Raw genomic sequence first — 25,793 nt, forward strand, 5'->3', positions numbered from 1 at the left:
GTTATAAATTCCCCTTGAGGTTCATAGTTATCAAGTAGGACAAATATTATAAAAAGCCTTGGGGGGATACCTCCATTGAACGCTTTGAAGATAAAAACAAATGTAATGCTTCATATAAGGGAAAACATAGCCCTTTACCTGCTTGTGGTGTTTGTCTTTATCACTGGAGTGGCTGCCGGAGGATTTACGGTCAGTTCCATCAGCGCTGAGCAGCGGCTGTACCTGGCCGATTACCTGCAGGGGTATTCGTACATTCTTGGCAATCAGCCTCATGTGGATAGGTCGACGATATTCATAAAGGCTGTATTGCACAACCTCCAGACTGCTTTTTTCATTTGGTTGTTTGGGCTGACTTATTTAAGCGCCCCTTTAGTGCTGATAACGGTGGGGGCCAGAGGGTTTTTTCTGGGCTTTACTGTGGCTTTTTTGATTGACTATTATGCCCTAAACGGATTGTTCATGGTGCTGACGTGCATTTTGCCACAGTCGTTTATCCATATACCTTGCCTTATGGTTATGGGCGTATTGGCACTGCAATTTGGAATAGAGAGGTTCAGAATAAGGAAGTTGCCCCACTTAAAGCACATGAGGTTGCGGAGAATAGCGCCTTACACCTTCAAGTTTGTGCTTATCATCATTGCTTTTTTTGTGAGCAGCATGTTTGAGGCTTTTGTGGTGCCCCTGGTCTTCAAATTTTTGTTTGCCAATATGTTGAAAGTGAAGGATTTTATAACCTTTTTACCGAAATAGATAAAATAGTACTCAACCAGCCGACATAAGAAGCATTGATGGGTATCATAATATTCGACATGGCAGCATTGGAACCAAATAGATGATATTGAGAGGTGAGATGTGTGTACAAAAACGCCGCCGAGTTCATTCAAAAGAGGATTGGTGTACGGCCTACGGTGGGGTTGATACTGGGGTCGGGTCTGGGAGATGTGGTCGATACCATAGAGGATCCTATCTTTATCGATTATAAGGACATACCCGGCTTTCCAAAGACGACTGTGCCGGGTCACAAAGGCCGATTTGCGGTTGGACGATGTCAGGGAAAAGAGATAATAGCGGCCCAAGGGCGGTTTCATTATTACGAGGGCTATGATATGGAACAGGTGGTTTTGCCGGTCCGCACCATGAAGATTCTGGGGGTACAGACGCTTATTATTACCAATTCCGCAGGAGGAATAAACCCCGATTTTTCGCCCGGCGATCTGATGGTCATAAGGGACCACATAAACATGTCGGGCGTCAATCCATTGAGGGGGAGAAATATGGATGACCTTGGCCCGCGATTTCCGGATATGACCTATGCTTATGACCCGGACTTGAGGCGCCTTGTTATGGATACTGCAAAGGAGATGGGGCTGAAAGTCAGGGAAGGGGTTTATGCCATGATGCCAGGCCCTAGCTATGAGACCCCGGCTGAGATACGCATGCTGCAGAGGCTGGGCGCCGATGCGGTTGGTATGTCCACTGTACCCGAGGTCATAGCCGCTGTCCATGCCGGCGTAAAGGTGGTGGGCATCTCATGCATCACCAACATGGCTGCAGGGCTATTGGACAAGCCTTTAACCCATGAAGAGGTCATTGAGACGGCCGGGCAGGCGGCCAGGGATTTTGCCAGGCTCTTGCTGGGTTTTATTGCGAAAATGTGACTGCTGTAATCTATTAATGCATGTTAATGCAACAGTTTCGCTGAAACAGATATAAGCCGATTTGACGGGCGCTTTTTGATGTGCATAACCCTTCTATTCGATGGAAAACCTAATCCTAGATGATGATTATAGGAGGGATCACATTGAGCACATTAAAAAGCGCTATTCTTTGCTGGTTGTTAACAATACTTTTTGTTATAATGCCATTCGGGGTGGCTGCAGCTGCACAACCGGTGACTGAGCTCCCCTTTGCTATACAGTCCAAAGCGGCACTACTTATGGATTATGAGACGGGTACCGTGCTGTATGAAAAAAACGCCCACGAGAAGCGTCCCATGGCCAGCATAACCAAAATTATGACCCTTCTGTTGGCCATGGAAGCCATTGAGGACGGCAGGCTAAAGCTGGATGATCCCGTACATGTCAGCGAATATGCAGCCAGCATGGGCGGATCTACCGTATTTTTGGCTCCGGGCGAGACATTTCCGGTATCCACCATCCTGGAAAGCATAATAGTAGCATCGGCCAACGATGGTAGCGTTGCTCTGGCTGAAAAGATATATGGCAGCCACGAGCTGTTCGTACAGAAGATGAACGAACGGGCCCAGCAATTGGGAATGAAAAACACCCATTTTGTCAACTGTACCGGCCTGCCTGCAGAAAACCATTATACCACCGCATATGACGTTGCTCTGATGAGCAGGGAACTGTTGAAGCACCCCCTGTTTTTCAAGTGGAGTACAATCTGGCTGGATTACATGAGGGACGGCCAGACCATGCTGGTCAACACCAACAAGCTGATCAGGTTTTATGAAGGCTGTGACGGCGTGAAGACGGGCTATACTGAAGAGGCCGGGCACTGCATTTCGGCCACTGCAAAGCGTGGGAACTTGAGGCTTATAGCTGTTATACTGGGGGCACCCACATCTCAGGTCAGGTTCAGTGAAGCCAGCAAGCTTTTAGATTACGGCTTTGCGAATTACGAGTCGGTCCGAGTCGTAAAGAAAGGCCAGATAGTTCAAAATGAGGTGCCTGTAACAGGAGGGAAAACCAGCAAGATAATGGGGCTGGCAGCCGATAACCTGTCGCTGTTGCTCAGCAAGGGCGATTCAAAGGAGTTTACGAAGGACGTACAGATTTCGGCTCCCTTAAGGGCTCCCATCAATCAGGGACAAAAGATAGGGGTACTGACGGTGAAGAGGGACGGCAAAGAGGTTGGAAAAGTGGACATCGTGGCAGGAGAATCGGTGGAGGTTGCCGGCGTGTTTGATTATTTCAGCAGGATATTTAACAACTGGCTTAAGAGATCGACAAACGGAAAAAACAGGTGATGCCCCAGCTGGCCTATTGACAGTTAGATTTTACTTGAAAATTGCTGGCATAATGCCGCTGGTAGATTGAAATGGATCGGCAAAGATATATAAACGCCGGTCCATTTTTTATTTGATTTAAAAAGAAAAAATCCAGCTGAAAGGGTTTCATAATGGCGCCTAATAATGTACAATAAAGTCATGAAATATTTGTCCATATGCTTTTTTGACTGCAGGACAACCATTATGTGAGGGAACGGAGGGTTGTCTGAATTGTACATGAACTGGATTGACGTACTTTTAAGCCTGCCGGCTGTGTTTTTGGCCATATCCTTCCATGAGTTTGCCCATGCCCTTACAGCCTATTGGCTGGGGGACCCCACTCCTAAAAATCAGGGGAGGCTTACCCTCTATCCTCTAGCCCATGTGGATTGGCTGGGTCTAATATTATTTGCTCTATTCAGGTTTGGCTGGGCCAAGCCGGTACAGGTCAATCCTGCAAACTTCAAAGACCGAAAGTGGGGCAGCATCATCGTGTCTTTTTCGGGGCCGCTGGCCAATATGCTGCTGTCTCTTGTCGCCCTGGTAATTTTGGTGGCAGCAAAGCTGTCTATTTCCTCCTACAGAGGCATTCTGTTGGGAATTATTGACCGTGTAGTGCAGCTGAATATAATATTTGCCATTTTGAATTTAATACCCATACCCCCTTTTGACGGGTATCACATTATAAAAGGGCTATTTTATCGCAGGAATGTCAGGTTTTTCTGGAATTATGAGTACTACGGCAAGTTCATACTGTTTGCTTTTGTATTGCTGGGGGGGGTTTAATCTAATTGTGCGCATTCCTGCCCAATACATTTACCAGCAATTGATGTATCTGCAAAGCTTTTTGCTTTCTTTATTGCAATAAACGGTAAGGAAAGGGGTAATAAGGGTTTGGGTTATCAGGTAAAGCTTGAGGTTTTTGAAGGGCCGCTAGATCTTTTGCTGCACCTTATCTCCAAGGCCAAAATCAACATAGAGGACATATCGATATCCGAGATAACCGCACAGTACATGGATTACCTCAACCAGATGCAGGCACTGGATATCGACATTGCAAGCGAATTCATGGTTATGGCTGCTACTTTGCTTCATATTAAGTCCTGCAAGCTGCTTCCCAAGCCTGCGCAGCAGTCAGAGGAGCAGGAGCCTGACCCACAGCAACAGTTGATTCAAAGGCTTAAGGAATACAAGAAGTACAAAGACGCCGGTGAATGGCTGCGTGAAAGGTATATGGTGTATTCCAACATGTACAGCAAGCTGCCAGAAGAGGTGGTAGATACAGGCGAGGATATAAAGTTCTCAAATGTGACCAAGCAGGACATTGCGCAGGCCATGATGGACCTGCTGAAGAGGAAGAACGCCTCTCAGCAGGCCCAACCTGTTGTCCGTAACATTAAGCCTGAGACCATATCGCTTCAGGACAGAATAAGGCAGCTGACGGCCGTACTGGTAAGGCGTGGAAAGGTGCTGTTTTCCCAGCTGGTCAGCAAGAAGTTTTCCAGGCTGTATATTATCGTGACCTTTTTGGCGCTGCTGGAGATGATAAACAGGGGATGGATCAAGGTACAACAATCCAGGCCATTTTCTGATATACTCATTCAAAGGAAGGGATTGGGATGGAAGAACAACAGATGATGGCTGTGGCAGAAGCAATTCTGTTCATTGCAGGGGATCCCGTACCTGTAAGGAGCATTGCCGAGGTACTGGACATAGACGTCGATACCGCCGAGCGGCTGATGGAGAAGATGGCGGAAGCCTACGCTTCGCAGCATCGGGGATTGCAGCTCATAAGGATCAACGATGCATATCAACTGGTTACCCGACCTGAGTACGGTGAGTATATTCGCAGGTTTACCGGTGCGACCAAGGAGCAGTCGCTTTCCAGGGCATGCCTTGAAACGCTGGCCATCATCGCCTACAACCAGCCTGTGACAAAAGCGGATATCGAACAGTTGAGGGGGGTAAAGTGCGACCATGCCATTGCGGTGCTGCTGGAGAAAAATCTGATCCGCGAGGTGGGGAGGCTTGACGCACCGGGGAAACCCAAGCTGTACGGGACCACAGAGCTGTTTTTGAAAAGCTTTGGGCTGTCGAGCATCGATGACTTACCGCCTCTCAAGCCGCAGCAGGCCACATGACCTTATTCCTTGCCCCGTGTATTTTTTTTATGAAGCGTGAAAAACTAGAAAAAAGTGCATGGGGTGCAGGTGGCTGTGGCTTTATACGTTTGGATAATTTTGGCTGTATTGGCTCTGTTTATTTTGGTCAGCATGGTCACGGTACATATAGAGATAAGTGTAAGGGTAAAAAACGGGCGGAGCAGATCGTTTATAGTTGTACGAGCTTTAGGTGGTCTTGTACGCAGGAAGCTGGCCTTTGCGATGAAAGCCGATGCTGAGCATCCGCTTTTTTTGGATATACGGAAACTATCTACTCATGATGAAACAGACATATCTCCCCAGGAAATCATAGACCTCATAAAAAAAGGCTTGAGGGCTGTACAGCAAAACGCCAAGTACCTTAAACATATTAAGGATAAGGTGCGGGTGGAGGATTTTGGGGTGACGGCCAGGCTGGGTACCGGCGATGCCGCCCATACGGCGCTGCTGTGCGGCAGCCTTCTCTCGCTCCTGCACATAGCGCTTTTTCATCTGCAAAACAAATATTATCTCGAAAAAAAGAGAGTCAATGTCACACCGGTGTTTGACAGGGAGGATTTTGAGCTGCACTTCGATTGCATAATAGCCCTTAAATTGAGATATATTATAATTGCTGGAATGCAAAAAACAGCTGAAAAAATAAAGGGCGGTGAAAAAATTGTCAGGGCATCCAATTGAAAACATCATGAAGACCACCATGGAAAACATCAAGGAGATGATAGATGTAAATACCATTGTGGGTGATGCTGTAGAGACGGCAGATGGCAATGTCATCATACCGATATCCAAGGTTTCCTTCGGCTTTGTGGCAGGCGGTGGAGAATACAAGGATGGAGGCAAAGAACAAAAGCAGGGCAGGGGTGGTGGAGAGGGCGAGCCTTCGGCATCCATTCCTTTTGCAGGTGGTACTGGAGCGGGCGTGTCGGTCAACCCGGTGGCGTTTTTGGTGGTGGGAGGCGGTAAAGTCAAACTGTTACCAGTCTGTTTCCGTACTTCCGCTGACCGCATTATTGAGATGATCCCCCAGCTGCTGGAAGACATACAAAACCTGGTTGGTCCAAAAAAAGAAAACGCGCAGAATACCCCTACACAGCAAAATGTGCAATAGGCGGCCAAAAGCCGCCTTTATTTTATGCCCCCTTTGGTGTATACTATAACTTGTATTTCAAATAAGGAGAGGTAAACCGCGTCTTGATATACGTGCCTGTATTGAAAGGAGATGTCCTGTGCGCCTGCAAAAGTACATGGCTCACTGTGGAGTGGCTTCGCGCAGAAAATGCGAGGAAATGATAAAGCAGGGCCGGGTTACCGTTAATGGTCAAGTGGTGACTCAGCTTGGAGTAAAGGTGGACCCGCAAAAGGATGAAGTAAGGGTGGACGGCAAGGCCATTTCCCTGGAACAAAAACAGGTATACATCCTTCTCTACAAACCGCGGGGGTATGTGACCACGGTGAAAGATACCCACGAAAGGCCCACCGTTGTGTCGCTGGTGGGGAATCAGCCCGCCAGGGTGTATCCGGTAGGGAGGTTGGATTTTGACACCGAGGGGGTGCTACTTCTTACCAACGACGGGGAGCTGGCCAACAAGCTTATGCACCCGCGGTACGGCGTGGAAAAGGAGTATTATGCGGTGGTGGACGGCCGTCCTTCCAAATCACAAATTCAAGCGTTTATAGATGGGATTGACATAGGCGATGCTATCGCGCATGCCCATAAGGTAAGGTTGCTCTGGCAGAAGGGCAACAGTTCGGCATTCAAGGTGGTATTGAAGGAGGGGAGAAACAGGCAGATAAGGCGGATGTTTGAAGCCATCGGCTGCCCGGTTAAATTTTTAAGGAGGGAGCGACTGGGCAATCTGGTGCTGGGCGATTTAAAGCCCGGGCAATGGCGATACCTTGATGAGGGCGAGGTAATGCAACTTAAAAAGCTGACGGAGGCGGAAACATGATAACCTTTAGGAAGATTGAGCCTCAAGACCTGGACAAGATATACTTAAATGAGGTTTTGCGGCCTTTGATTACCGTATCGAGCCAGGGCGAGAGGTTTGCTGTCGTGATTGAAGAAGATGGGGCCATAAAGGGAGGCGTAAGCGGCTACAGGCAGGGTGAAGACGCCTTTATGCAGCAAGTTGCGGTGCTGCCCGGCCTGGAGGAAGATTCTTTGCTTGACGGCCTGATCCGTTCGCTTGTGTACATACTCGAGAGGGATGGCGTTCAGAGGCTTTTTGCCATGGGCGACGAAAACTGGCACCTCTACGAGAGGATAGGGTTTAAGCGCTTTGACAGCCCGGATTCGGATTACTGCCTAGTTTTGGATATCCCGTCTTTTTTTGAGCAAAAGACCTGCAGGTGAAATGGTTTGCAGCAATTTTTTCTATACAAAAGGGCGAGTTTTTGATATAATTCTATATCAAATTTATCAATATTAGAAAATCTGGGAGGCTGAAAGGATGGAACTGTGGTACACTGAAAAGCAAACCCCCAATGTTGGAATTACATGTAAAACTATAAGCACGCTGGTGGTAGAAAAGACCAACTATCAAGAACTGGCCATCATAGATACAGTACAGTACGGGCGAATGCTGGTGCTGAACGGCATGGTTCAGACGACAGTGAAGGATGAGTTTGTGTACCATGAGATGATCACCCACATACCCCTGTTCACTCACCCCAATCCCAAGACGGTGGCTGTCATCGGAGGAGGAGACGGTGGAACGGTACGCGAGGCGCTCAAGCACCCTTCGGTTGAAAAAGTATACCTGGTTGAAATCGATGAGAGGGTGGTTGAAAACAGCAAAAGGTACCTCCCGGAGATCAGCTGTGGTCTATCTGATCCAAGGTGCGAGGTGCTGTTCCAAGACGGAATTGAGTTTATAGCACAGCACGAAAATTCCTTTGACGTTGTGCTGGTGGATTCGACTGAACCCATTGGGCCAGCTACTGGATTGTTTTCTAAAGATTTTTATTCATCGATATACAGGGCCTTGAAGGAAGATGGACTTTTTGTGGCCCAAACCGAGTCCCCATTTTTCAACGCCGAACTTATTCGCAGCGTGTATGCCAGCATAAAGCAGATCTTCCCAGTAACACGTCTTTACCTGGCTTCCATTCCCACTTATCCCAGCGGGCTGTGGAGCTTTACCCTTGGCTCAAAACGGTATGACCCCTTAGAGGTGGATGAAGAGAAAATTTTGGAAATTGACACTAAGTATTATTCTCCTGAAATCCATAAATCGGTCTTCAAGCTACCGCGCTTTGTCAAAAATCTGTTAGAAAGCTGTGAATGATTTTTCCAGGATTGACATAAGCGTTTATCATCGTTATCATTTTAAGAGGCATTGACTTCGTTTGCGTTATGGAAAGGAAATGGTACAGATGCTAAAGGAGTACAGGTGGAGCAATCGGTTCATGGGCAGCAGAGAATGCTATGATGAGAGCGATGTGATAATGGTGGGGGCACCCATGGACTATAGCGTCAGCTATAGGCCGGGTGCCCGGTTTGCCCCCCAGAAGATCAGAGAGGTCTCATATGCCATTGAAGAGTACAGCCCGTACGTGGACAGGGACCTCTCGGAAGTAAGATTTTTTGATGTAGGGGACCTGGAGCTTCCCATGGGAAATATCGTATCCAGCCTGGAAATTATCCAGCAAGCTGCCCGTGAGGTACTGGAAGATGGTAAAAAGCCCATATTTCTGGGTGGCGACCACCTCATCACTTATCCGGTGGTCAAGGAGGTTTACGAAAAATATGGAGACCAGCTCAGGCTTCTGCATTTCGATGCCCATGCCGATTTGAGGGAAGAGTATCTGGGCGAGAGAAACTCTCACGCCTCGGTGATCAGGCTGTGCAGCCAATTCCTTCCATCAAAGAACATATTTCAATTTGGCATTCGCTCTGGAACGCGCGAAGAATTCAAGTGGGCAGGGGAAAACCTCAATTTTTATCCATTTGAGGTTTTGCAACCCTTGAAAGAGGTTATAGATGTATTAAAGCCTTATCCCGTATATATTACGCTGGACATAGATGTTGTGGACCCTGCGTATGCCTGTGGTACAGGTACCCCCGAACCCGGGGGATGTATGCCCCATGAAATCTTTCAGGCGTTTAGAGCGATGAAGGGCTTAAACATCGTTGGTATGGATCTGGTGGAGGTAAATCCGGTATACGACACAGCAGGTGTAACCTCCATATTGGCTGCAAAGATAATACGAGAGGCTATGCTGATAATTTAAAAATTTAAATAAAAAATTTTTTAGAAAAAAGAAGGAAAAAGGATATTGATGTAGAATTAAAAGAAGTTGGGTCAGGAGTTTTATTTTTTAAAATTTTAAAAGGATCTGGAGGGTGTTGGATGAGTACATACGACAAAATAAGGCTTATGCAGGAACGAAAGCTGGCCATCCGTCAGGGCGGTGGCCCAGAGAGGATTCAAAAGCAGCACGAGAGCGGCAAACTGACTGCTCGCGAGAGGATTGAACGGCTGGTAGATCCAGGTAGTTTTGTCGAGATCGATGCGTTTGTGGAGCATCGCTCGGTGGAGTTTGGCCTGGATAAGATGAAGATGCCTGCCGATGGAGTGGTGACAGGCTATGCCACCATCGATGGTAGGCCCGTATATTTGTATTCTCAGGACTTTACCGTGATGGGCGGTTCGCTGGGCGAGATGCACGCCAAGAAGATTACCAAGATAATGGACATGGCCATGAAAACGGGCTGTCCCATCATTTGCATCAACGATTCGGGAGGGGCAAGGATTCAGGAAGGCATAGATGCCTTAAGCGGCTATGGCGAGATCTTTTTCCGCAACACCATGGCCTCCGGCGTCGTCCCGCAGATTTCGGTGATAGTTGGGCCATGTGCCGGAGGGGCTGTTTATTCTCCAGCTCTTACCGATTTTGTGTTCATGGTAGATAAGATCAGCAAGATGTTTATAACCGGTCCGCAGGTGGTTGAGGCGGCAACGGGCGAAAAGGTGACGGCAGAGGACTTGGGCGGTGCTTTGACCCATAACAAGATGAGCGGCGTTGCCCACTTCATAAGCGCTACCGAGGATGAGTGCTTTGCCGCGGTGAGGAAGCTTTTGAGCTATCTGCCCCTCAACAACATGGAGGACCCGCCGCTTTGCGAGTGCCAGGACGATCCTAACAGGCTGGCACCAGAGCTTAACAACATCATTCCTGACAATCCCAACAAGGCTTATGATGTAAAGGATGTTATAAGGCAGGTTGTGGACTACGGCGATTTCTTTGAGGTTCAACCGCTTTATGCTCCCAACATCGTGGTTGGGTTTGCGCGGCTTAATGGCAGATCGGTGGGAATCGTGGCCAATCAACCCAATGAGCTAGCTGGCTGTCTGGACATCAACGCCTCCGATAAAGCCGCTAGGTTTGTGCGCTTCTGCGATGCCTTCAACATCCCAATCATAACCTTCACTGATGTTCCGGGGTATTTGCCCGGGGTGGAGCAGGAGCACGGCGGCATCATACGCCACGGCGCAAAGCTGCTGTACGCATATTCGGAGGCAACCGTTCCAAAGATCAATGTGATCTTGCGCAAGGCATATGGTGGCGCGTATATAGCCATGAGCAGTAAGCATCTAGGGGCCGACATCGTAATGGCATGGCCTACGGCCGAGATTGCCGTAATGGGACCTGAAGGTGCTGCCAATATCATATTCAAGAAAGAAATCGAGAATTCAGCTGATCCCATTGAGATGAGGCAACAAAAGATCGAAGAGTATCGCAACCGCTTTGCTAATCCTTACGTGGCTGCTGCTCGCGGCTATGTCGATGACATTATCGAGCCCGAGGCTACAAGGCCAAGGCTAATTAGCGCTCTCCAGATGTTGGAAGGCAAGCGCGAAAATAGGCCACCTAAGAAGCATGGCAATATGCCCGTGTGATTAGAGGGAAATGAGGTGGATAAAATTGTTGGGTATCATTTGGGATAGTCTAAAGGTAATGGTTCTCGGCATGGGGACCGTATTCGTAGCTTTAATCGGTTTGGTGTTCATATTGAAAGGGATGCACAGGCTTACCGATAGGAGCGCGAAAGCGCAAAGGACAGCTGAAGCTGACCAAACTTTAAAAGCTGTCGAGAAGAGCGATGCGGTTGATAGCGTTGTTCAATTTCAAGGTCAGGATGAAGAGGATGAGGAGCTGGTGGCAGTTATAGCTGCTGCCGTTGCAGCTTCCCTTCATCGTTCAACCCATGACATCGTTGTTAGGTCCATAAGGCGAGTTCCTGCCATAACGCCCGTATGGAACAGGATCGGCCGTCAAGAACAAATAGCAAGCAGGTTATAAAAAAATAATCATTTTAAGGAGGAAGTAGGTATGAGGAAATTCATCATAACTGTTAACGGAAAATCCTATGAGGTTGAAGTGGAAGAGTTGTCAACTCAAACGGCAAGTGCTGTTACGCAGCCCACGCCTGTAGTAACGGCTGCACAGACATCTCAACCCGCTGCTCAGCCGGCGTCTCAAGCTGCTGCAGCACCTAAGCAAGAAAAGGCTGCCGAGCAAAAGCAAGCTTCGCAGCCCATACCCAGCGGGGCTGAGCTGGTAAAGGCGCCCATGCCCGGCACAATACTAGATGTAAAGGTGAATGTTGGAGACGAGGTAAAGAGGGGACAGGTATTGTTGATACTTGAAGCTATGAAGATGGAGAACGAGATCATGGCGCCCAGAGATGGCAAGGTTGTTTCCATCCAGGTGAGCAAGGGAGCATCGGTAAATACGGATGACGTGTTGGTAGCTTTGCAGTAATATACGTAGTAGGAGGTGAAGTAATGGGGAAACCATTGGGAGATGTAATACTGGATTTCCTTCGAGATTCAGGCTTTGCTGCCATAACATGGAAGCAAGCCTTGATGTTAGGCATATCTTGGCTTCTGATTTTTCTGGCTATAAAGAAAAAATATGAGCCTTTATTGCTCTTGCCAATAGCCTTTGGTATGATGCTTGCCAATTTGCCGTTGGCGGGGTTGACTGCAGAACCCAAATATGAAATGGTAAACGGCGAAATGAAGCTAAAAGAGGTTGGAGGACTCCTGTACTATCTTTATCAGGGTGTCAAATTGGGCGTATATCCTCCACTCATATTCTTAGGCATTGGGGCTATGACCGATTTTGGCCCGCTCATCGCCAACCCCAGCAGCTTGCTGTTGGGAGCTGCTGCCCAGCTGGGAATATTTGCAGCTTTTTTCCTGGCCAGGCTATTGGGATTTGACCCCAAAGCTGCTGCTTCAATCGGCATAATTGGCGGGGCAGATGGCCCTACCGCCATATACCTTACTACCAAGTTAAAGCCTGAGCTTTTAGGGCCGGTTGCTATTGCTGCCTATTCCTATATGGCCTTGATACCTATGATTCAGCCGCCCATTATGCGGGCGCTTACCACAAGGAAGGAGCGCCAGGTGGTGATGAAGCAGCTTAGGCCAGTATCCAAGCTGGAGAAGATTCTGTTCCCTATCGTGGTTACGGTGGTAGGGTCGCTGTTGGTCCCCTCCTCGGCTCCTCTGCTGGGAATGCTCATGCTGGGCAACCTATTCAGGGAAAGCCTTGTGGTGGATCGCCTCAGTAAGACGGCGCAGAACGAGCTCATCAACATAATTACCATATTCATTGGCGTTACGGTGGGATCCACGGCAACGGCAGAAAGGTTTATATCTCCCGATACCTTCAAGATTATTGCCCTGGGGCTTGCAGCCTTTACTTTTAGCACTGTAGGAGGCGTATTGTTAGGAAAGATTATGTACTGGGCAACTGGTGGTAAGGTCAATCCTTTGATAGGGTCTGCGGGGGTATCGGCGGTGCCCATGGCAGCCCGCGTTTCACAAATAGAAGGGCAGAGGGAGAATCCATCCAACTTCCTTTTGATGCATGCCATGGGGCCCAACGTAGCCGGCGTTATAGGTTCGGCCATTGCGGCAGGAGTGCTTCTCAACCTGTTTGGTTAATAGTATAAACTTTTGAATAGGAGGCTATTCATATGGCAAAAGTTAGGATAACCGAAACTGCTTTAAGGGATGCGCATCAGTCTTTAATCGCAACCCGAATGAGTACTGACGAAATGTTGCCTATAGTAGAGCTGATGGATGAAGTAGGATATTACTCTTTGGAGATGTGGGGCGGAGCCACCTTTGATGCATGCTTGAGGTTTTTAAACGAAGACCCATGGGAGAGGCTCCGCAGGATACGAAAGATAGTGAAGAAGACCAAGCTGCAGATGCTGCTTAGAGGACAGAACCTGCTGGGATACAAGCATTATCCCGACGATGTAGTTAAGGAATTTGTCAAAAGAGCGGTGGGCAACGGTATCGATATCATTCGAATATTCGACGCATTGAACGATGTTAGGAACCTTGAAACGGCAATTCATGCTACAATCGATGAGGGTGCCCACGCACAAGCTACCGTCGTCTATACCATAAGCCCTATACACGATATACAGCACTATATCGATACCGCCAAGACGCTGGAGCAGATGGGTGCCCATTCCCTGTGCATAAAGGATATGGCAGGGCTTCTGACGCCTTACACAGCATATGAACTGGTTAAAGAGCTTAAAAAGGTCATAAAGATACCCATTCAGGTCCACTGCCATTACACCAGCGGTTTGGCGTCTATGACTTACCTAAAGGCCATAGAGGCCGGGGCCGACGTGGTGGACTGTGCCATTTCTCCCATGGCCCTTGGCACTTCTCAGCCTGCTACTGAGCCTTTGGTGGCAGCCCTTAAGGATACGCCGTACGATACCGGGCTGGATCTTGAACTGCTCAGCAAGATAGCCGACTACTTTAGGCCTTTGCGCGAGAAATACCTGAGCAGTGGTTTGCTCAATCCAAAGGTATTGTCGGTAGACGTAAATACCTTGCGCTATCAGGTGCCCGGCGGGATGCTTTCCAACCTGGTATCTCAGCTCAAACAACAAAACAGGCTGGATAAGTATGAAGAGGTGCTCAAAGAGGTACCGAGGGTACGTGAGGATTTGGGCTATCCGCCGCTGGTAACTCCGACCAGCCAGATGGTGGGAACACAGGCGGTGCTCAACGTTATAACGGGTGAGCGTTATAAGATGGTGCCTGCCGAGGTAAGAGCATATGTAAGAGGCGAATATGGCAGGCCTCCAGGGGAGATCAAAGAAGAGGTTCGCAAGAAGATCATAGGGGACGAAAAGCCCATCACCTATCGTCCAGCAGATGCTCTTGAGCCGGCGCTTGACAAGTATCGTGAAGAGATAAAGGCTTATATGGAGCAGGAAGAAGACGTTCTAACTTACGCTCTGTTCCCGCAGGTAGCCATGAACTTCTTTAAGTACCGCCAGGCTCAGAAGTATAAGATTGACAGCACGTTGCTGGACGAGGAAAATAAAGTGCATCCCGTTTAATTGAAGTGAACCTAGAACGAAGGTGGGTTGGAGAGGGTGGTGAGCAGGCGAGGCAAAGGCCTGTGGCTTGCTCATCACCTTTTCGTTTTACTTCCCGTGCTTTGCTTCTTAAATTTGTAAAACCAGTTTTGTTTATGGTATTCCATGTGTGGTTTGTATTTAGCATTTGTGATGAAGATATATGACGTTAGGGCAGTTGCTGGTATACCTTAATACTTTCACACGGCTGCCGGGTTTTATCCTTTTTCCGCATTTGAGGCATGTGTAATTTCGTTTATAAAGGATGTCTTCGCTTATCTCCACATTGAGGTGGCCATATTTTTTCCAGCTTTTCCAGCCGGTCTTACACAGCAGGTGGCGTCTGTCGTAATCGGCGTACACCCAACGCAGTATCCTGTGAAAGTGCAGGGGATACCGGGTGTACTTTACGTACTGGACGGGCAGGCCAAGGCTTAAGGCGTATTCCTGAAAGGTGTTTTCTATTGCGCTCTGCAGAGGATCTTTGATCTTTGTGCTGTTTATGTTAAATCCCTCCTGCTTCAGCTTATGCCTTACCGTTTCAAACATGTATCCCTGGCAGATCTGTATCTCCTCGCGCTTGCTCACGTTTAGCTTTGATATGAGCGAATATACTATCTCCTCGCATTTGTCTATGTATGCCTTTTTTTCAAAGGCGCCTTCATAATAAGATTCAACGGGAATGAAGTCAAAGACGAATTCCTTGGTCTCTACCCGCATGGCGCCAATGCAGGTACCTCCTATCAGGCTTCCGCTCCCAGCGTCGTCGATTTGTACCAAACACATCCACTCCTTGGCGTTTTATATTTAACAATATTGAAATTTTCCCTCTGCCTACTTTCCTTAAAATTGTTCTGAGTTTTGTACGTTGGCCATCACCTGAAGATATTTTACTCTATTTTTAGCAATTCATCTCCATTTTATAGTAGAAGATGGAGTCTTTTTGCGCATGCTCCGATAAAATCGTGTAAATGCTCGGGGATGATAGTAAAATACTAAGGGGAAGCTCAGAAACAAAGCGTGTTGAGCGGTGCCTGCATTTGGTGGTATAATAGTGTAGACAAAACAGGATGTAGAAGGAGATGAGATATGAGGATACTGGTGTGCAACGATGACGGTATTTCTTCGAAAGGGATTATTCAGCTGGCACAAAGCATGAGCAGGATTGGGGAAGTGGTGGTAGCCGCTCCCGATGAAGAGAGGAGTGCGACAGGCCATGCTATAACGCTACATAAGCCCCTCAGGATAGAGCCGGTAAAGCTTCCTGATGTGGATGTTGAGGCTTATTCTGTCAACGGTACCCCGGCTGACTGCGTAAAAATCGGGGTGGATGTCATTATGAAGCGAAAAGTAGACTTGGTCATATCTGGCATCAACAGAGGACCCAACCTGGGTACCGACGTCATCTATTCGGGTACTGTGTCGGCAGCCATTGAAGGATGTATCCTTGGCATCCCGTCGGTTGCCATATCGCTGGTATCGTACGAATCCAACGACTTTTCGTATGCCGGTGAGGTAGCGGTTGAGGTAACCCAAAAGCTGCTTCAACACGGATTGCCCAGGGGGGCTTTGCTCAACGTAAACGTGCCGGCGGTGCCAAAAGAGGAGATAAAGGGGATAAAGGTTGTGCGGCTGGGCATACGGCGATATGCGGAGACATATATCAAGCGACTGGATCTGCGAGGCAAGCCGTATTACTGGCTTACGGGCGAGGCTATAGAAACTTCTCAGGAAGATATGCAGCTGGATACCGATATAGCTGCTGTAAGTCAGAATTATATTGCGATTACGCCAATTCACCTGGATTTGACGCTGTATCCTTTTATGGACGCAGTGGCAAGCTGGTTTAAAGGGCAATGATTGAAGAATTTAAAAGGAAGGTGGGACGTTTGATGGAAAATGAGAGCATGCCATCCCATGCCGTAAGGGCGGTTTTGGACATAAAGAATTTTCCTGACCTCTATAAGATAGTGGATTTTTTAAACAAAAATCTAAAGGACAGGGGCCTTATTTTCGGGCTCAGCCAAAAGGATGAGGAAACCATGCGCATATCTATATATGAAGTTGGCAATATGAATAAATAAAGTCTTAAACTTGCAAATTGAAGATAATGTGTTAAAATATCTTTATAGGCATCCAAGGAACCATGTTTGAGGAGGATATTAATGGTAGATAATGAAGATTTGCTCCAGAGGATTAGCGAGCGGTACAAAAAGATGAGCAAGGGCCAAAAGCTTATTGCCGATTACATCCTGAACAATTACGATAAGGCAGCTTTCATGACGGCGTCCAAGATAGGCCAGAAGGTGGGGGTAAGCGAGTCCACCGTGGTAAGATTTGCTAATATGCTGGGCTATGAGGGGTATCCGCAGCTTCAAAAGGCGCTGCAGGAGGTGATTCGCAATAAACTAACTACGGTGCAGCGAATAGAGATGACCTCCGAGCTCGACGAATCTACTCTATTGAAGACTGTGTCAAAGATGGACATAAACAATATACGCCTCACCGTTGAAGAGATAGACAAAGAGGTTTTCAATAGAGTGGTTGAGAGGATTTTTTCAGCAAGAAGCATATATGTGCTGGGGTTGAGGAGCGCTGCGCCTCTGGCTCAATTTATGGGATATTATCTGAGCTTCATATTTGAAAAAGTAAGAGTGGTGACCTCCGGGGTTAACGATATATTGGAGCAGCTCATTCACATTCAGCCGCAGGACCTGCTGATTGGCATAAGCTTTCCCAGGTATGCAAGGCGAACGGTAGAGGCCATGGCATTTGCTAAAAACAAAGGGGCCGAGACGGTGGCCATAACCGATTCGCTGCTGTCGCCTCTTACATCTTATGCAGACCACATATTGTTGGCAAGAAGCGATATGGCCTCCTTTGTCGATTCGCTGGTGGCGCCCTTGAGCCTTATCAATGCCCTGATTGTGGCTGTGGGCATTCGCAAGAAGACCGATATCTCATCCGATTTTCAAGAGCTTGAGAGGATATGGGACGAATACCAGGTGTATATTGGTAAGGATCGTTCTTAAGGGGAAATATGGCGTGTTTGTCTACATTGTAAGGCACGGGGAAACCGAATGGAACGTTGAGGGCAGAACGCAGGGGGCCTGCGACATAGGGTTGACCGATGAAGGGCGCAGACAGGCATTGCGGCTGGCCAGGCGCCTCAAAGGTGTGCCGATTAGGAAAATATACTGCAGCGACTTGAAAAGGGCTTTTGAGACCGCTTCAATCATAGGGAACGAGATTGGTCGGCAGTGGGTGGCCACTCCGCTTCTAAGGGAGGCCTGTTTTGGAAAGTGGGAAGGCCACACCATAGGCGAGATCGAATGCATCTTCCCGGGACAGCTATCCCGGTGGTATCGTGACCACACCTTTTGTGCTCCAGGCGGGGAAAGCTTAAGTTGCGTCAGGGAGAGGATAATCAAGTTTATAGACCAAATCAAGTCTTTAGAAATAGCACAGGATGAGGGTATCCTGGTGGTCTCCCACGCTTTGACCTGCAAAGTGCTTATATTGGAGCTTATGGATCTGCCATTATCTTATATCAGGAGAATCAAACAGGACAATACAGGTTTGACTGTGATAAAGGTGTTGCCTGATGAAGGTAATGTGCTCGTTTCGCTCAATGAGACGTACCATGTTGCTGATTGAATGTTACTTGTACTGTATGGCTTGTCAGGTTATAATGATAGGTGAAGGGTTTGTGATGGCGAGATAAAAATATAAAGCCGGTGATGGAGGGCATGGGATGAATCTGGTGGGAAGCAAAGAGGTTGCCCGGGCGGCCATAGAGATGTCGTTGACCCGGACCAGGGAAGAAGAAAAGGCGTTAAAGGAGCAGCTGCATCGCGAGGGTATAAGCGCTGCTGCGGTTGATTATGGCGGGGAATTCATAACTTCGGTTAACAAGATTGTAGAGCGGGCCGTTGTGGCTGCTAAAAGAGAAGGGGTAATAAGCGAAACGCATCCAGAAGAAGGGGCAGTGGCGGGAGCAACTAGGGAAGCCATTTCGCAGATCATGAACAAGGCCATTGGCCTTAACGTAGGTGGTAAGATAGGAATTGCCAGGTGCGGTGACCACATAAGCGTGGCTTTGTTCTTTGGCATAGGAATGATCCATTTAAACGAGGTGGCCATTGGCTTGGGACATAGGGTGGTATAGTTGAGGTGTTTTTTATATGCACATTAAAGCCATAAGGGGAGCTATAACCGTCGAAGAAAATACGCGCCAAGAGATTCTGGACAAGACAAAAACGCTGTTGCGTGCTATAATAGAGAAGAATAGTTTGCGCCGTGAAGACATAATCAGCATTATCTTTACAGCGACAAGGGATCTGGACGCGGTATATCCTGCGGTTGCTGCCAGGGAGATGGGCATGACCCAGGTACCGCTTTTGTGCTGCCAGGAGATGTATGTGGAGGGTAGCCTGGAAAAGTGCATACGGGTGCTCATCCACGTCCATTGGGATGATGATAAAGCTCCCCACCATGTGTATCTTGAAAAAGCTGTAAATTTAAGGCCGGATATTGCACAAACTTGAGCTTCAGAGGAGTGTCTTGATGAAGACGATTACCATTGCTATAGACGGCCCTGCAGGGGCGGGTAAAAGCACCATAGCTAAAATAGTCGCTCAGAGGCTGGACATACATTATTTGGATACGGGAGCCATGTATCGGGCGGTAGCTTTAAAGGTGCTGCAGGAAGGTTTGGACCCCTCAAATCATGAACAGGTCATATCAATTCTCCCGTCAACTCACATCGGAGTTACATACCAGCACAAGCTTCAACGCGTATATCTGGATGGAGAAGATGTCACCCATCTGCTCAGGCAGCCAGAGGTGGCAAAGGCCGCTTCAGAGATAGCGGTCATTCCCGAGGTGCGCATAAAGCTGGTGGAGCTGCAGCGGAGCATAGCACAGAATTATTCGGTGGTAGTAGACGGAAGGGATATAGGGACCTTTGTATTGCCCAATGCGGATAAAAAGTTTTACTTGACGGCTACGCTGGAGGAGAGGGCAAAGCGCCGATGGCTAGAAATGCGTGAGAAGGGCTATAATCAAAGCCTGGAGGATGTCAAAAAAGACCTTGAAGCCCGTGACAGGAATGATATGAATAGAGCCTTTGCGCCTTTACGCAAAGCGGAGGATGCCATACTCATAGATACCACTGGAAAATCGATTGAGCAGGTGGCTGACGAGGTATGCCGATATTTGACGGATATATCTGCTGATGGCTGGTAAAAGAAAAGCGGGGTGATACCTTTGTTCTACAAATTTGCACGTGCTATAGTGCGCCCCATAGTGTTTTTGCTCTTCAGGCCTCGAGTTGAAGGGCTTGAGAATTTTCCGATGGAAGGCAAGACCATCGTGTATTCAAATCATATCTCGCTGCTAGATCCCATACTGATCGGCTGTGTGCTACCGAGGCAGGTATTTTTTATAGCAAAAGTGGAATTGTTTAAAATTCCGGTGCTGCGAACCATAATCAGGCATCTTGGAGCTTTCCCCGTAAAGCGAGGTTCGGCAGACCTGTCGGCTATTAAGCATTCCCTTCAGGTGCTCAGTGAAGGAAAGGTGTTTGGTATCTTTCCTGAGGGCACAAGAAGCAAAACCGGTTTTCTTCAAAGCTTTTCCCATGGTATAGCTTCCATCGCTCATAAATCCAGGGCCAAGGTTTTACCCATTGCCATTGTGGGGCAATATAGATTGTTCAGGCCGATAACGGTCAGGATCGGCAAACCATTGAATTTTGATAATTACTTTGACCAGAAATCTAATACCGAGCTTCTCGAGAAGATGGCTGATGAAATGGAGCAGGCGCTTAGAAGTTTGCTCAGCGCTTAAAATCAGGAGGAGGCTTTTTAGGTTGAACATCATAGTGGCAAAAAATGCGGGTTTTTGTTTTGGTGTCAGGCGCGCTGTGGAGGCGGTATATAAGCAGCTTGAAAGGCCAGGCAAGGTTTATACTTACGGGCCGATTATTCATAACCCCCAGGTGGTGGAGGAGCTGAAGGCAAAAGGAGTCGTCATTGCAGAGGATTTGGAACATATAGAGGAAGGTACCATTATAATTCGTTCCCATGGCGTGCCACCGCACGTTTACCGGTTGATGAAGGATAAAGGGCTACAGGTAGTCGATGTCACATGTCCTTATGTGAAGCGGGTTCACAATCTGGTGAGCAAATACCACAGCAAGGGTTATCAGATTGTCATAGTCGGAGAAAAGGAACATCCCGAAGTAATGGGTATAAACGGCTGGTGCGACAATTCTGCATTTGTGATTAATGACCCTGAACAGGTGGAGTCCCTGCCTCATATGGCCAAGGCTTGCGTGGTAGCCCAGACCACAACGTCACACCAGAAATGGGATGCAATAGTAGAGCGGCTTCATAGCAAAGTTGATCAGCTTGAAGTCTTCAATACCATATGCAATACGACCGCTGTGAGACAGGCTGAAGCTGAAGCCATAGCCAAGATGGTGGATGTGATGCTGGTCATCGGAGGCAAAAACAGCTCCAATACCCGAAAGCTCTACTCCATATGTAAAGCCCATTGTAAAAAAACCTTTGCCATTGAAACGGCGAAGGATATTGAGGTTAATGCAATAGATCCAGGGGATAAGGTAGGCATTACCGCTGGTGCCTCTACTCCTGACTGGATCATCAAGGAGGTAATTGATATGGTGAGTCAATTGAATGATGAGAAAACGGGTTCGACCTTAAATGGGCAGCGACAGGATGATACCCGGATTTCGCGGGGACAAGCTGTCCAGCAGGAAATGCAAAATGAAGCCCTTGAGAGCAGCAATTATGACCTGAAAGGCGGCGCAGATAAATCGGCGCCTGCAATGGAGAATGCGGTACAGCAGGAACAACCAGAGCCGGAGATGCCAGCTATGGAGGATTTTGAAAAGACGGTGGTATCCTTGAGACCCGGTCAGGTTGTTCGGGGCACGATACTAAAAATAACGCCCGAAGAGGTCATAGTAAATCTGGGCTACAAGTCAGATGGCGTGCTGCCCATCAGTGAATTGACGTTGATTGACCACCATACGGGGGAAGTTAAATGGCACGAAGGCGACCCCATAGACGTCCAGGTTGTGAAGATCGATGATGGCGAGGGTAACGTTCTCCTTGCACGTAAGTCCCTTGAAAGAAGGCTGGCATGGAAGGAGCTTGAAGAGGGTTTCAAGAGTGGCAGAGAGTTTAAAGGCATCTGCACCGAGGTGGTAAAGGGTGGCGTGCTGGCCGATGTGAACGGTATTCAGGCCTTTGTGCCCGCTTCGCACCTATCTACGCGGTATATAGAAGATTTAAATTCCCTTGTGGGGACGACCTTGCGGCTTAAGATCCTGGAGCTGGACCGGCGCAGGAATAGGGTAGTGGCTTCCCAGAAAGTCATCCTGCAGGAGGAGGAAGAAGCCAGAAGGAAAGCGCTGTGGGATTCCATACAGGAGGGGCAGGTAATTACAGGAACGGTTAAAAGGCTTACAGATTTTGGCGCTTTTGTAGATATAGGCGGGGTAGATGGGCTGGTTCACATATCTGACCTGTCGTGGGGGCATATAGGTCATCCCCGGGAGGTTGTACAGGAAAACCAGACCATAACCGTAAGGGTGCTTTCGGTGGATAGAGAAAGGGGAAGGATTGCCCTTGGGTATAAGCAAACCCTTCCACAGCCCTGGGATAACGTGGGGGAGAAATACCACATAGGGGATGTTGTGACTGGCAAGGTGGTAAGGCTCACCCATTTTGGGGCTTTTGTGGAGCTTGAACCGGGCGTTGATGGGCTGGTGCACATATCAGAGGTGGCTGACAGGCATGTCAACAGGGTGGCCGACGTGCTGCAGGTAGGGCAAATGGTAAGCGTTAAAATACTGGATGTAAAACCAGAGCAGCGAAGGATAAGCCTCAGCATAAGAGAAGCGCTTCGCGAGCAGGAGGAAAAAGAAGCTAGCGAGGTGGAACAGCTATATCAGGACGATGAGAGCTTATCGGTCAGCTTGGCAGAGCTCTTTCCGGATAAATTGAGGCCCAAGAAACTTAAATAAAGGCAGCGTAAGCTGCTTTTATTGGTTTTGGATGTATAAAATTTTCGGTTATGGTAAGACTAAATACTGAACCTCACAAACACATTGAGACCCCCCTTTACAATTTTTGAGCCGCGAAAAACAGCCTTTCGCGGCTTTCTTTTTGTCAAATTGTGTGATAAACTCTATTTAGTCAAGGAACCAGATGGGGTAGGGGGATGGTGCATGAAGTGGACATATGAAGAATTTAAAAGAGCGGTGCTAGAGCTAACCGGCATCGATTTATCCAATTACAAGGAAAAGCAGATGAAAAGGCGTATCGATTCATTGATAAGCCGTAACGGCTATGATGGGTACCAGGCATATTACCGGGCACTTGTTGAAGATAAAGAGAGGCTAGCCCGGTTTTTGAGCTATATAACCATAAACGTTTCTGAGTTTTTTCGAAATCCCAATCAATGGGCCGTCCTTGAAAAGGAGATACTTCCCGATTTGCTGAAAAAGTACAGCAGTATCAACATTTGGAGTGCAGCCTGTTCTACCGGCGAGGAGCCCTATTCGCTGGTGATGCTCTTGACCAAGTTTCTCCCGCTGGAGCGCATACGCATCCTGGCCACCGATATAGACCAGGAGGCGCTAAACAAAGCCAGGGAGGGCATATACGATGCCAGGAGCTTACAGTCGGTGCCGCGGGGATTGGTCGATAGATATTTTAAACCTCTCAATGGCCTTTTTGCCATTGATCCTCGAATTAAAGCATGCGTCGACTTTAAACGCCATGACTTGTTAAAGGACCCTTTTCCAGAAAATTGCCATCTCATACTGTGCAGGAACGTCATGATATATTTTACAGAGGAAGCCAAAGTAAAGGTTTATGAGAAGCTCCACGATGCGCTTCATCCGGACGGAGTATTGTTTGTGGGCAGCACCGAACAAATCATAATCCCCCAGAGATATAAACTCCAGCCCCTCAAACCCTTTTTTTATAAGAGGATATGAGGTTTAGCCAGAGCAGAGGGCGTTTATCCTGCATGCTATGTTGTTCAAATCAACTATTTCGTCGTAAAGCCCATGCTGTATGATGGCTTTCGGCATCCCAAATATGGTACAGGTAGAAGCCGACTGTGCTATGACGTAACTGCCGGCTTTTTTAGCCTTTTGTATCCCCGCCAGACCATCATTCCCCATGCCAGTCATTATGACGCACAGGGCCTCACGGCCGTACGTCTTGCCGGCCGTTTCCATGAGCAGGTCCACCGAAGGAGCGTGTATATAGCCAAACATGTCCTTGGGATAGAGAGAAACCACGTCCCTTTTTTCTATGGCTATGTTCATTCCACCGGGGCATATGTAAACGTGGCCTGGCTGCAATACCTGATTGTGCTGGGCTTCAATCACAGGCACTGTGGAGATGGAATCAAGGCGCTGTGCCAGGCTTTTCGTAAATATGGGCGGCATGTGCTGCGCTATGACTATTGGGGCGGCGATGTTGGGCTTGATGTTGGGTATGACCTCGGCCAGGGCTTTGGGCCCTCCGGTTGATATCCCTATACAAACTATGGCATACTTGCTATTTAGTGGTAAAGCGTTATTTACAGCCTTATGCTCATTTTGTTGTCTGTTTTGAGCGGCGCCGTATGCGTTGCTTTCAATGGCCATGTATATTTTTTTCAGCAGTGTATCTTCGCTTAATTGTTCTTTTGATACATAGTCAATAGCACCGTTTTCCAATGCTCTGAGGGTAAGTTCGACCTCTTCGCTTGTCAGGGAGCTTACCAGTATTACAGGGATAGGACAGGTTGCCATGATCCTCTCTACCGCTTCTATGCCGGACATACGGGGCATCACGATATCCATAGTGACTATATCAGGGCGCAGGGCCTGAACCTTTTCCACGGCCTCGATGCCATCTCTGGCCACACCCACCACCTTTATATTGGGGTCTGATTCAATGAGCGAGCGAATTCGCATCCGCATAAAAGCTGAATCGTCTGCTATCAATACTTTAATCAAAAAGATCATCTCCTATTGCGTTGTTTTAATGCATATATATTATAACAAAAAAAGAGGGTCATGGTTGAGAGCAAATGGCAGTGGCTATTCTGTCCCTTTCGGATTGACCTGTCCACTTCTTCGGGTTATAATGATTATACGAACAGCAGCTGTTCTTTTATTCGATAGGGTGGGAGAGGGTATAATCCCTTTTTTGAAATGTTTTGCCTGATGAATATAGCATGGCTAGCAATATGCCAGGCGGCAAGCTTAAGAATTATAACCCATTTGGATGGCGTTTTTCAGATGGGCCGTGCTGTATTCAAATAAAGATATGGGATGAAGGAAGTAACAACGGTTGAAAATATCAATACAAAATGATATAATTTTAATTGAGTGATTATCGATGTTGTTGAGTATACAAAAAGTTAAAGAAACATACAACATCAGCAGAAGTACATTAATAAATTGGGAAAAGGAAGGGTTAATAACTCCAATTAGGACGCCAAAAGGGAGAAGAAGATACAAAAAAGAAGGGGAAGACGTGATAACAATGCAGGCTAAACTTACTTTCCCAAGCAAGGAAGATGAGCAAAGAGTGCTGGATTTAATGAGAAGATGGTCATCCTGCATGAGATATGCATATAACAGGCTTTTAGAAGGCTCGAGCAGAAACACACTAAAAGGAGAGGGTTTTTAATTTAAATTCGAGGTATGTAGATGATGCGATAATGAAGGCAAAGAGCGTTTTAGAGTCTTGCAGAGAAAGGGACGAAAACCCCAGTAAGGTTATCTTTGGTGGCAGGAGTTTGTTTGATAAGCTCAAGAAACGGCACATAAACGGTAAGGCATACAAGAGGTTAAGACAAGAGTGGCAAGAGAGAAGGAAAGGCAATCTTTATTCAAGAGGTGACAGGAGCAAGAAAGGGAATCTCAACACAAGGATTGAGATATATGAGTATACAGGTTATAGAGGTTAATCCCGTATATACATCAGTGATAGGGCTTTTAAAGTATACGCCGCAGTATATGATAAGCAAGGACGTAGCGGCGTCGTATGTGATAGCGAGGAGAGGGCTTGGACTAAAAGAGCAGATTCCCGAAGGGTATATGGCAATTGTAGAGCATTTAGATGCTGGGGAATTAGAGGGATTGAAAGAGCATGTAAAGAAAACGGTTAAGAAT

29 protein-coding genes and 2 pseudogenes are annotated in these 25,793 nt (G+C 47.6%); 29 read left to right on the forward strand and 2 right to left on the reverse strand.

Features of this window, described 5'->3' with window-relative positions; translation table 11 throughout:
- Positions 1-75: 75 nt before the first annotated feature.
- The 17 genes from spoIIM (at position 76) to BM241_RS04295 (ending at position 14,563) form a co-directional block, all read left to right on the forward strand.
- Entirely contained in the window at positions 76-750 is a 675-nt protein-coding gene (gene spoIIM, locus BM241_RS04215; RefSeq protein WP_025746523.1) for a stage II sporulation protein M, read from the forward strand.
- A gap of 95 nt (positions 751-845) precedes the next feature.
- A complete protein-coding gene (locus tag BM241_RS04220; protein WP_025746524.1) occupies positions 846-1,658 on the forward strand; it encodes a purine-nucleoside phosphorylase in 813 nt (270 codons plus the stop codon).
- A gap of 143 nt (positions 1,659-1,801) precedes the next feature.
- On the forward strand, positions 1,802-2,989 hold the full coding sequence (locus BM241_RS04225; RefSeq protein WP_207637316.1) for a D-alanyl-D-alanine carboxypeptidase family protein: 1,188 nt from the start codon (positions 1,802-1,804) through the stop codon (positions 2,987-2,989).
- A 243-nt stretch (positions 2,990-3,232) separates the two neighbouring features.
- On the forward strand, positions 3,233-3,796 hold the full coding sequence (locus tag BM241_RS04230; RefSeq protein WP_143094048.1) for a site-2 protease family protein: 564 nt from the start codon (positions 3,233-3,235) through the stop codon (positions 3,794-3,796).
- A gap of 108 nt (positions 3,797-3,904) precedes the next feature.
- Entirely contained in the window at positions 3,905-4,648 is a 744-nt protein-coding gene (locus tag BM241_RS04235) for a segregation and condensation protein A (RefSeq protein WP_025746527.1), read from the forward strand.
- Positions 4,630-5,151, forward strand: a complete 522-nt coding sequence (scpB, locus tag BM241_RS04240; protein WP_025746528.1) for an SMC-Scp complex subunit ScpB — start codon at positions 4,630-4,632, stop codon at positions 5,149-5,151. The genes BM241_RS04235 and scpB overlap by 19 nt, the downstream gene beginning before the upstream one ends.
- 75 nt (positions 5,152-5,226) lie before the next feature.
- Positions 5,227-5,850: a DUF2953 domain-containing protein gene (locus tag BM241_RS04245; RefSeq protein WP_143094049.1), complete on the forward strand. Its 624-nt coding sequence runs from the start codon at positions 5,227-5,229 to the stop codon at positions 5,848-5,850.
- Positions 5,831-6,280: a GerW family sporulation protein gene (ytfJ, locus tag BM241_RS04250; protein WP_092282095.1), complete on the forward strand. Its 450-nt coding sequence runs from the start codon at positions 5,831-5,833 to the stop codon at positions 6,278-6,280. The genes BM241_RS04245 and ytfJ overlap by 20 nt, the downstream gene beginning before the upstream one ends.
- A 118-nt stretch (positions 6,281-6,398) precedes the next feature.
- On the forward strand, positions 6,399-7,121 hold the full coding sequence (locus BM241_RS04255) for a pseudouridine synthase (RefSeq protein ID WP_025746531.1): 723 nt from the start codon (positions 6,399-6,401) through the stop codon (positions 7,119-7,121).
- Positions 7,118-7,525: a GNAT family N-acetyltransferase gene (locus BM241_RS04260; protein WP_092282096.1), complete on the forward strand. Its 408-nt coding sequence runs from the start codon at positions 7,118-7,120 to the stop codon at positions 7,523-7,525. Before BM241_RS04255 ends, BM241_RS04260 begins: the two co-directional genes overlap by 4 nt.
- A 97-nt stretch (positions 7,526-7,622) precedes the next feature.
- Positions 7,623-8,459, forward strand: a complete 837-nt coding sequence (gene speE, locus BM241_RS04265) for a polyamine aminopropyltransferase (protein ID WP_025746533.1) — start codon at positions 7,623-7,625, stop codon at positions 8,457-8,459.
- An 88-nt stretch (positions 8,460-8,547) separates the two neighbouring features.
- Complete coding sequence (gene speB / locus BM241_RS04270; protein ID WP_092282110.1) at positions 8,548-9,405, forward strand: agmatinase; 858 nt, start codon at positions 8,548-8,550, stop codon at positions 9,403-9,405.
- Between the two features lie 119 nt (positions 9,406-9,524).
- Complete coding sequence (locus BM241_RS04275; RefSeq protein WP_092282097.1) at positions 9,525-11,075, forward strand: acyl-CoA carboxylase subunit beta; 1,551 nt, start codon at positions 9,525-9,527, stop codon at positions 11,073-11,075.
- A 28-nt stretch (positions 11,076-11,103) separates the two neighbouring features.
- Positions 11,104-11,478: an OadG family protein gene (locus tag BM241_RS04280; RefSeq protein ID WP_025746536.1), complete on the forward strand. Its 375-nt coding sequence runs from the start codon at positions 11,104-11,106 to the stop codon at positions 11,476-11,478.
- A gap of 30 nt (positions 11,479-11,508) precedes the next feature.
- Complete coding sequence (locus tag BM241_RS04285) at positions 11,509-11,940, forward strand: biotin/lipoyl-containing protein (protein ID WP_092282098.1); 432 nt, start codon at positions 11,509-11,511, stop codon at positions 11,938-11,940.
- 23 nt (positions 11,941-11,963) lie between these two features.
- Positions 11,964-13,133 (forward strand): sodium ion-translocating decarboxylase subunit beta, encoded by a 1,170-nt coding sequence (locus tag BM241_RS04290; protein ID WP_092282099.1) that lies wholly within the window; start codon positions 11,964-11,966, stop codon positions 13,131-13,133.
- Between the two features lie 32 nt (positions 13,134-13,165).
- Positions 13,166-14,563 (forward strand): oxaloacetate decarboxylase subunit alpha, encoded by a 1,398-nt coding sequence (locus BM241_RS04295; protein ID WP_092282100.1) that lies wholly within the window; start codon positions 13,166-13,168, stop codon positions 14,561-14,563.
- Between the two features lie 159 nt (positions 14,564-14,722).
- Here the strand turns inward: BM241_RS04295 and BM241_RS04300 are convergent, their stop codons facing one another.
- Positions 14,723-15,361, reverse strand: a complete 639-nt coding sequence (locus BM241_RS04300) for a hypothetical protein (RefSeq protein WP_025746540.1) — start codon at positions 15,359-15,361, stop codon at positions 14,723-14,725.
- 309 nt (positions 15,362-15,670) lie between these two features.
- Between BM241_RS04300 and surE the strand changes: the two genes are divergently transcribed.
- The 10 genes from surE (at position 15,671) to BM241_RS04350 (ending at position 23,615) form a co-directional block, all read left to right on the forward strand.
- Positions 15,671-16,441, forward strand: coding sequence for a 5'/3'-nucleotidase SurE (gene surE, locus BM241_RS04305; RefSeq protein WP_092282101.1), 771 nt, complete (start codon positions 15,671-15,673; stop codon positions 16,439-16,441).
- 47 nt (positions 16,442-16,488) lie between these two features.
- Positions 16,489-16,665: a YpmA family protein gene (locus tag BM241_RS04310; RefSeq protein ID WP_092282111.1), complete on the forward strand. Its 177-nt coding sequence runs from the start codon at positions 16,489-16,491 to the stop codon at positions 16,663-16,665.
- Between the two features lie 81 nt (positions 16,666-16,746).
- Positions 16,747-17,613: a MurR/RpiR family transcriptional regulator gene (locus BM241_RS04315; protein ID WP_025746543.1), complete on the forward strand. Its 867-nt coding sequence runs from the start codon at positions 16,747-16,749 to the stop codon at positions 17,611-17,613.
- 13 nt (positions 17,614-17,626) lie between these two features.
- Positions 17,627-18,238 carry a histidine phosphatase family protein gene (locus tag BM241_RS04320; RefSeq protein WP_177206087.1) on the forward strand — a complete coding sequence of 204 codons (612 nt, stop codon included), beginning with the start codon at positions 17,627-17,629 and terminating at the stop codon, positions 18,236-18,238.
- Positions 18,239-18,335: 97 nt separating this feature from the next.
- Positions 18,336-18,749, forward strand: coding sequence for a HutP family protein (locus BM241_RS04325; RefSeq protein ID WP_025746545.1), 414 nt, complete (start codon positions 18,336-18,338; stop codon positions 18,747-18,749).
- Positions 18,750-18,765: 16 nt separating this feature from the next.
- Entirely contained in the window at positions 18,766-19,128 is a 363-nt protein-coding gene (gene aroH / locus BM241_RS04330) for a chorismate mutase (protein WP_092282103.1), read from the forward strand.
- A 19-nt stretch (positions 19,129-19,147) separates the two neighbouring features.
- Complete coding sequence (cmk, locus tag BM241_RS04335; RefSeq protein WP_092282104.1) at positions 19,148-19,828, forward strand: (d)CMP kinase; 681 nt, start codon at positions 19,148-19,150, stop codon at positions 19,826-19,828.
- Between the two features lie 21 nt (positions 19,829-19,849).
- Positions 19,850-20,431: a lysophospholipid acyltransferase family protein gene (locus tag BM241_RS04340; RefSeq protein ID WP_092282105.1), complete on the forward strand. Its 582-nt coding sequence runs from the start codon at positions 19,850-19,852 to the stop codon at positions 20,429-20,431.
- Between the two features lie 22 nt (positions 20,432-20,453).
- Complete coding sequence (locus tag BM241_RS04345) at positions 20,454-22,637, forward strand: bifunctional 4-hydroxy-3-methylbut-2-enyl diphosphate reductase/30S ribosomal protein S1 (RefSeq protein ID WP_177206088.1); 2,184 nt, start codon at positions 20,454-20,456, stop codon at positions 22,635-22,637.
- Positions 22,638-22,841: 204 nt separating this feature from the next.
- Positions 22,842-23,615, forward strand: a complete 774-nt coding sequence (locus BM241_RS04350; protein WP_025746550.1) for a CheR family methyltransferase — start codon at positions 22,842-22,844, stop codon at positions 23,613-23,615.
- Between the two features lie 3 nt (positions 23,616-23,618).
- Here the strand turns inward: BM241_RS04350 and BM241_RS04355 are convergent, their stop codons facing one another.
- Positions 23,619-24,629 (reverse strand): protein-glutamate methylesterase/protein-glutamine glutaminase, encoded by a 1,011-nt coding sequence (locus BM241_RS04355; protein ID WP_025746551.1) that lies wholly within the window; start codon positions 24,627-24,629, stop codon positions 23,619-23,621.
- A gap of 385 nt (positions 24,630-25,014) precedes the next feature.
- Here BM241_RS04355 and BM241_RS12750 point away from each other — a divergent pair.
- Both BM241_RS12750 and BM241_RS13105 read left to right on the forward strand, forming a co-directional pair.
- Positions 25,015-25,143, forward strand: a pseudogene (locus BM241_RS12750) (MerR family DNA-binding transcriptional regulator); the annotation flags it as partial.
- 9 nt (positions 25,144-25,152) lie between these two features.
- A pseudogene (locus tag BM241_RS13105) lies at positions 25,153-25,793 on the forward strand (IS200/IS605 family accessory protein TnpB-related protein); the annotation flags it as partial.

The organism is Caldicoprobacter faecalis (assembly GCF_900115765.1).
GTDB lineage: Bacteria > Bacillota > Clostridia > Caldicoprobacterales > Caldicoprobacteraceae > Caldicoprobacter > Caldicoprobacter oshimai.

Bases quoted from the DNA above. Each gene is read 5' to 3' on its own strand.
- BM241_RS04295 (WP_092282100.1), top strand. From the start codon at position 13,166: ATGGCAAAAGTTAGGATAACCGAAACTGCTTTAAGGGATGCGCATCAG.
- BM241_RS04310 (WP_092282111.1), top strand. From the start codon at position 16,489: ATGCCATCCCATGCCGTAAGGGCGGTTTTGGACATAAAGAATTTTCCT.
- BM241_RS04260 (WP_092282096.1), top strand. From the start codon at position 7,118: ATGATAACCTTTAGGAAGATTGAGCCTCAAGACCTGGACAAGATATAC.
- speB (WP_092282110.1), top strand. From the start codon at position 8,548: ATGCTAAAGGAGTACAGGTGGAGCAATCGGTTCATGGGCAGCAGAGAA.
- aroH (WP_092282103.1), top strand. From the start codon at position 18,766: ATGCACATTAAAGCCATAAGGGGAGCTATAACCGTCGAAGAAAATACG.
- BM241_RS04350 (WP_025746550.1), top strand. From the start codon at position 22,842: ATGAAGTGGACATATGAAGAATTTAAAAGAGCGGTGCTAGAGCTAACC.
- scpB (WP_025746528.1), top strand. From the start codon at position 4,630: ATGGAAGAACAACAGATGATGGCTGTGGCAGAAGCAATTCTGTTCATT.
- BM241_RS04315 (WP_025746543.1), top strand. From the start codon at position 16,747: ATGGTAGATAATGAAGATTTGCTCCAGAGGATTAGCGAGCGGTACAAA.
- surE (WP_092282101.1), top strand. From the start codon at position 15,671: ATGAGGATACTGGTGTGCAACGATGACGGTATTTCTTCGAAAGGGATT.
- speE (WP_025746533.1), top strand. From the start codon at position 7,623: ATGGAACTGTGGTACACTGAAAAGCAAACCCCCAATGTTGGAATTACA.
- BM241_RS04325 (WP_025746545.1), top strand. From the start codon at position 18,336: ATGAATCTGGTGGGAAGCAAAGAGGTTGCCCGGGCGGCCATAGAGATG.
- BM241_RS04290 (WP_092282099.1), top strand. From the start codon at position 11,964: ATGGGGAAACCATTGGGAGATGTAATACTGGATTTCCTTCGAGATTCA.
- BM241_RS04275 (WP_092282097.1), top strand. From the start codon at position 9,525: ATGAGTACATACGACAAAATAAGGCTTATGCAGGAACGAAAGCTGGCC.
- BM241_RS04285 (WP_092282098.1), top strand. From the start codon at position 11,509: ATGAGGAAATTCATCATAACTGTTAACGGAAAATCCTATGAGGTTGAA.
- cmk (WP_092282104.1), top strand. From the start codon at position 19,148: ATGAAGACGATTACCATTGCTATAGACGGCCCTGCAGGGGCGGGTAAA.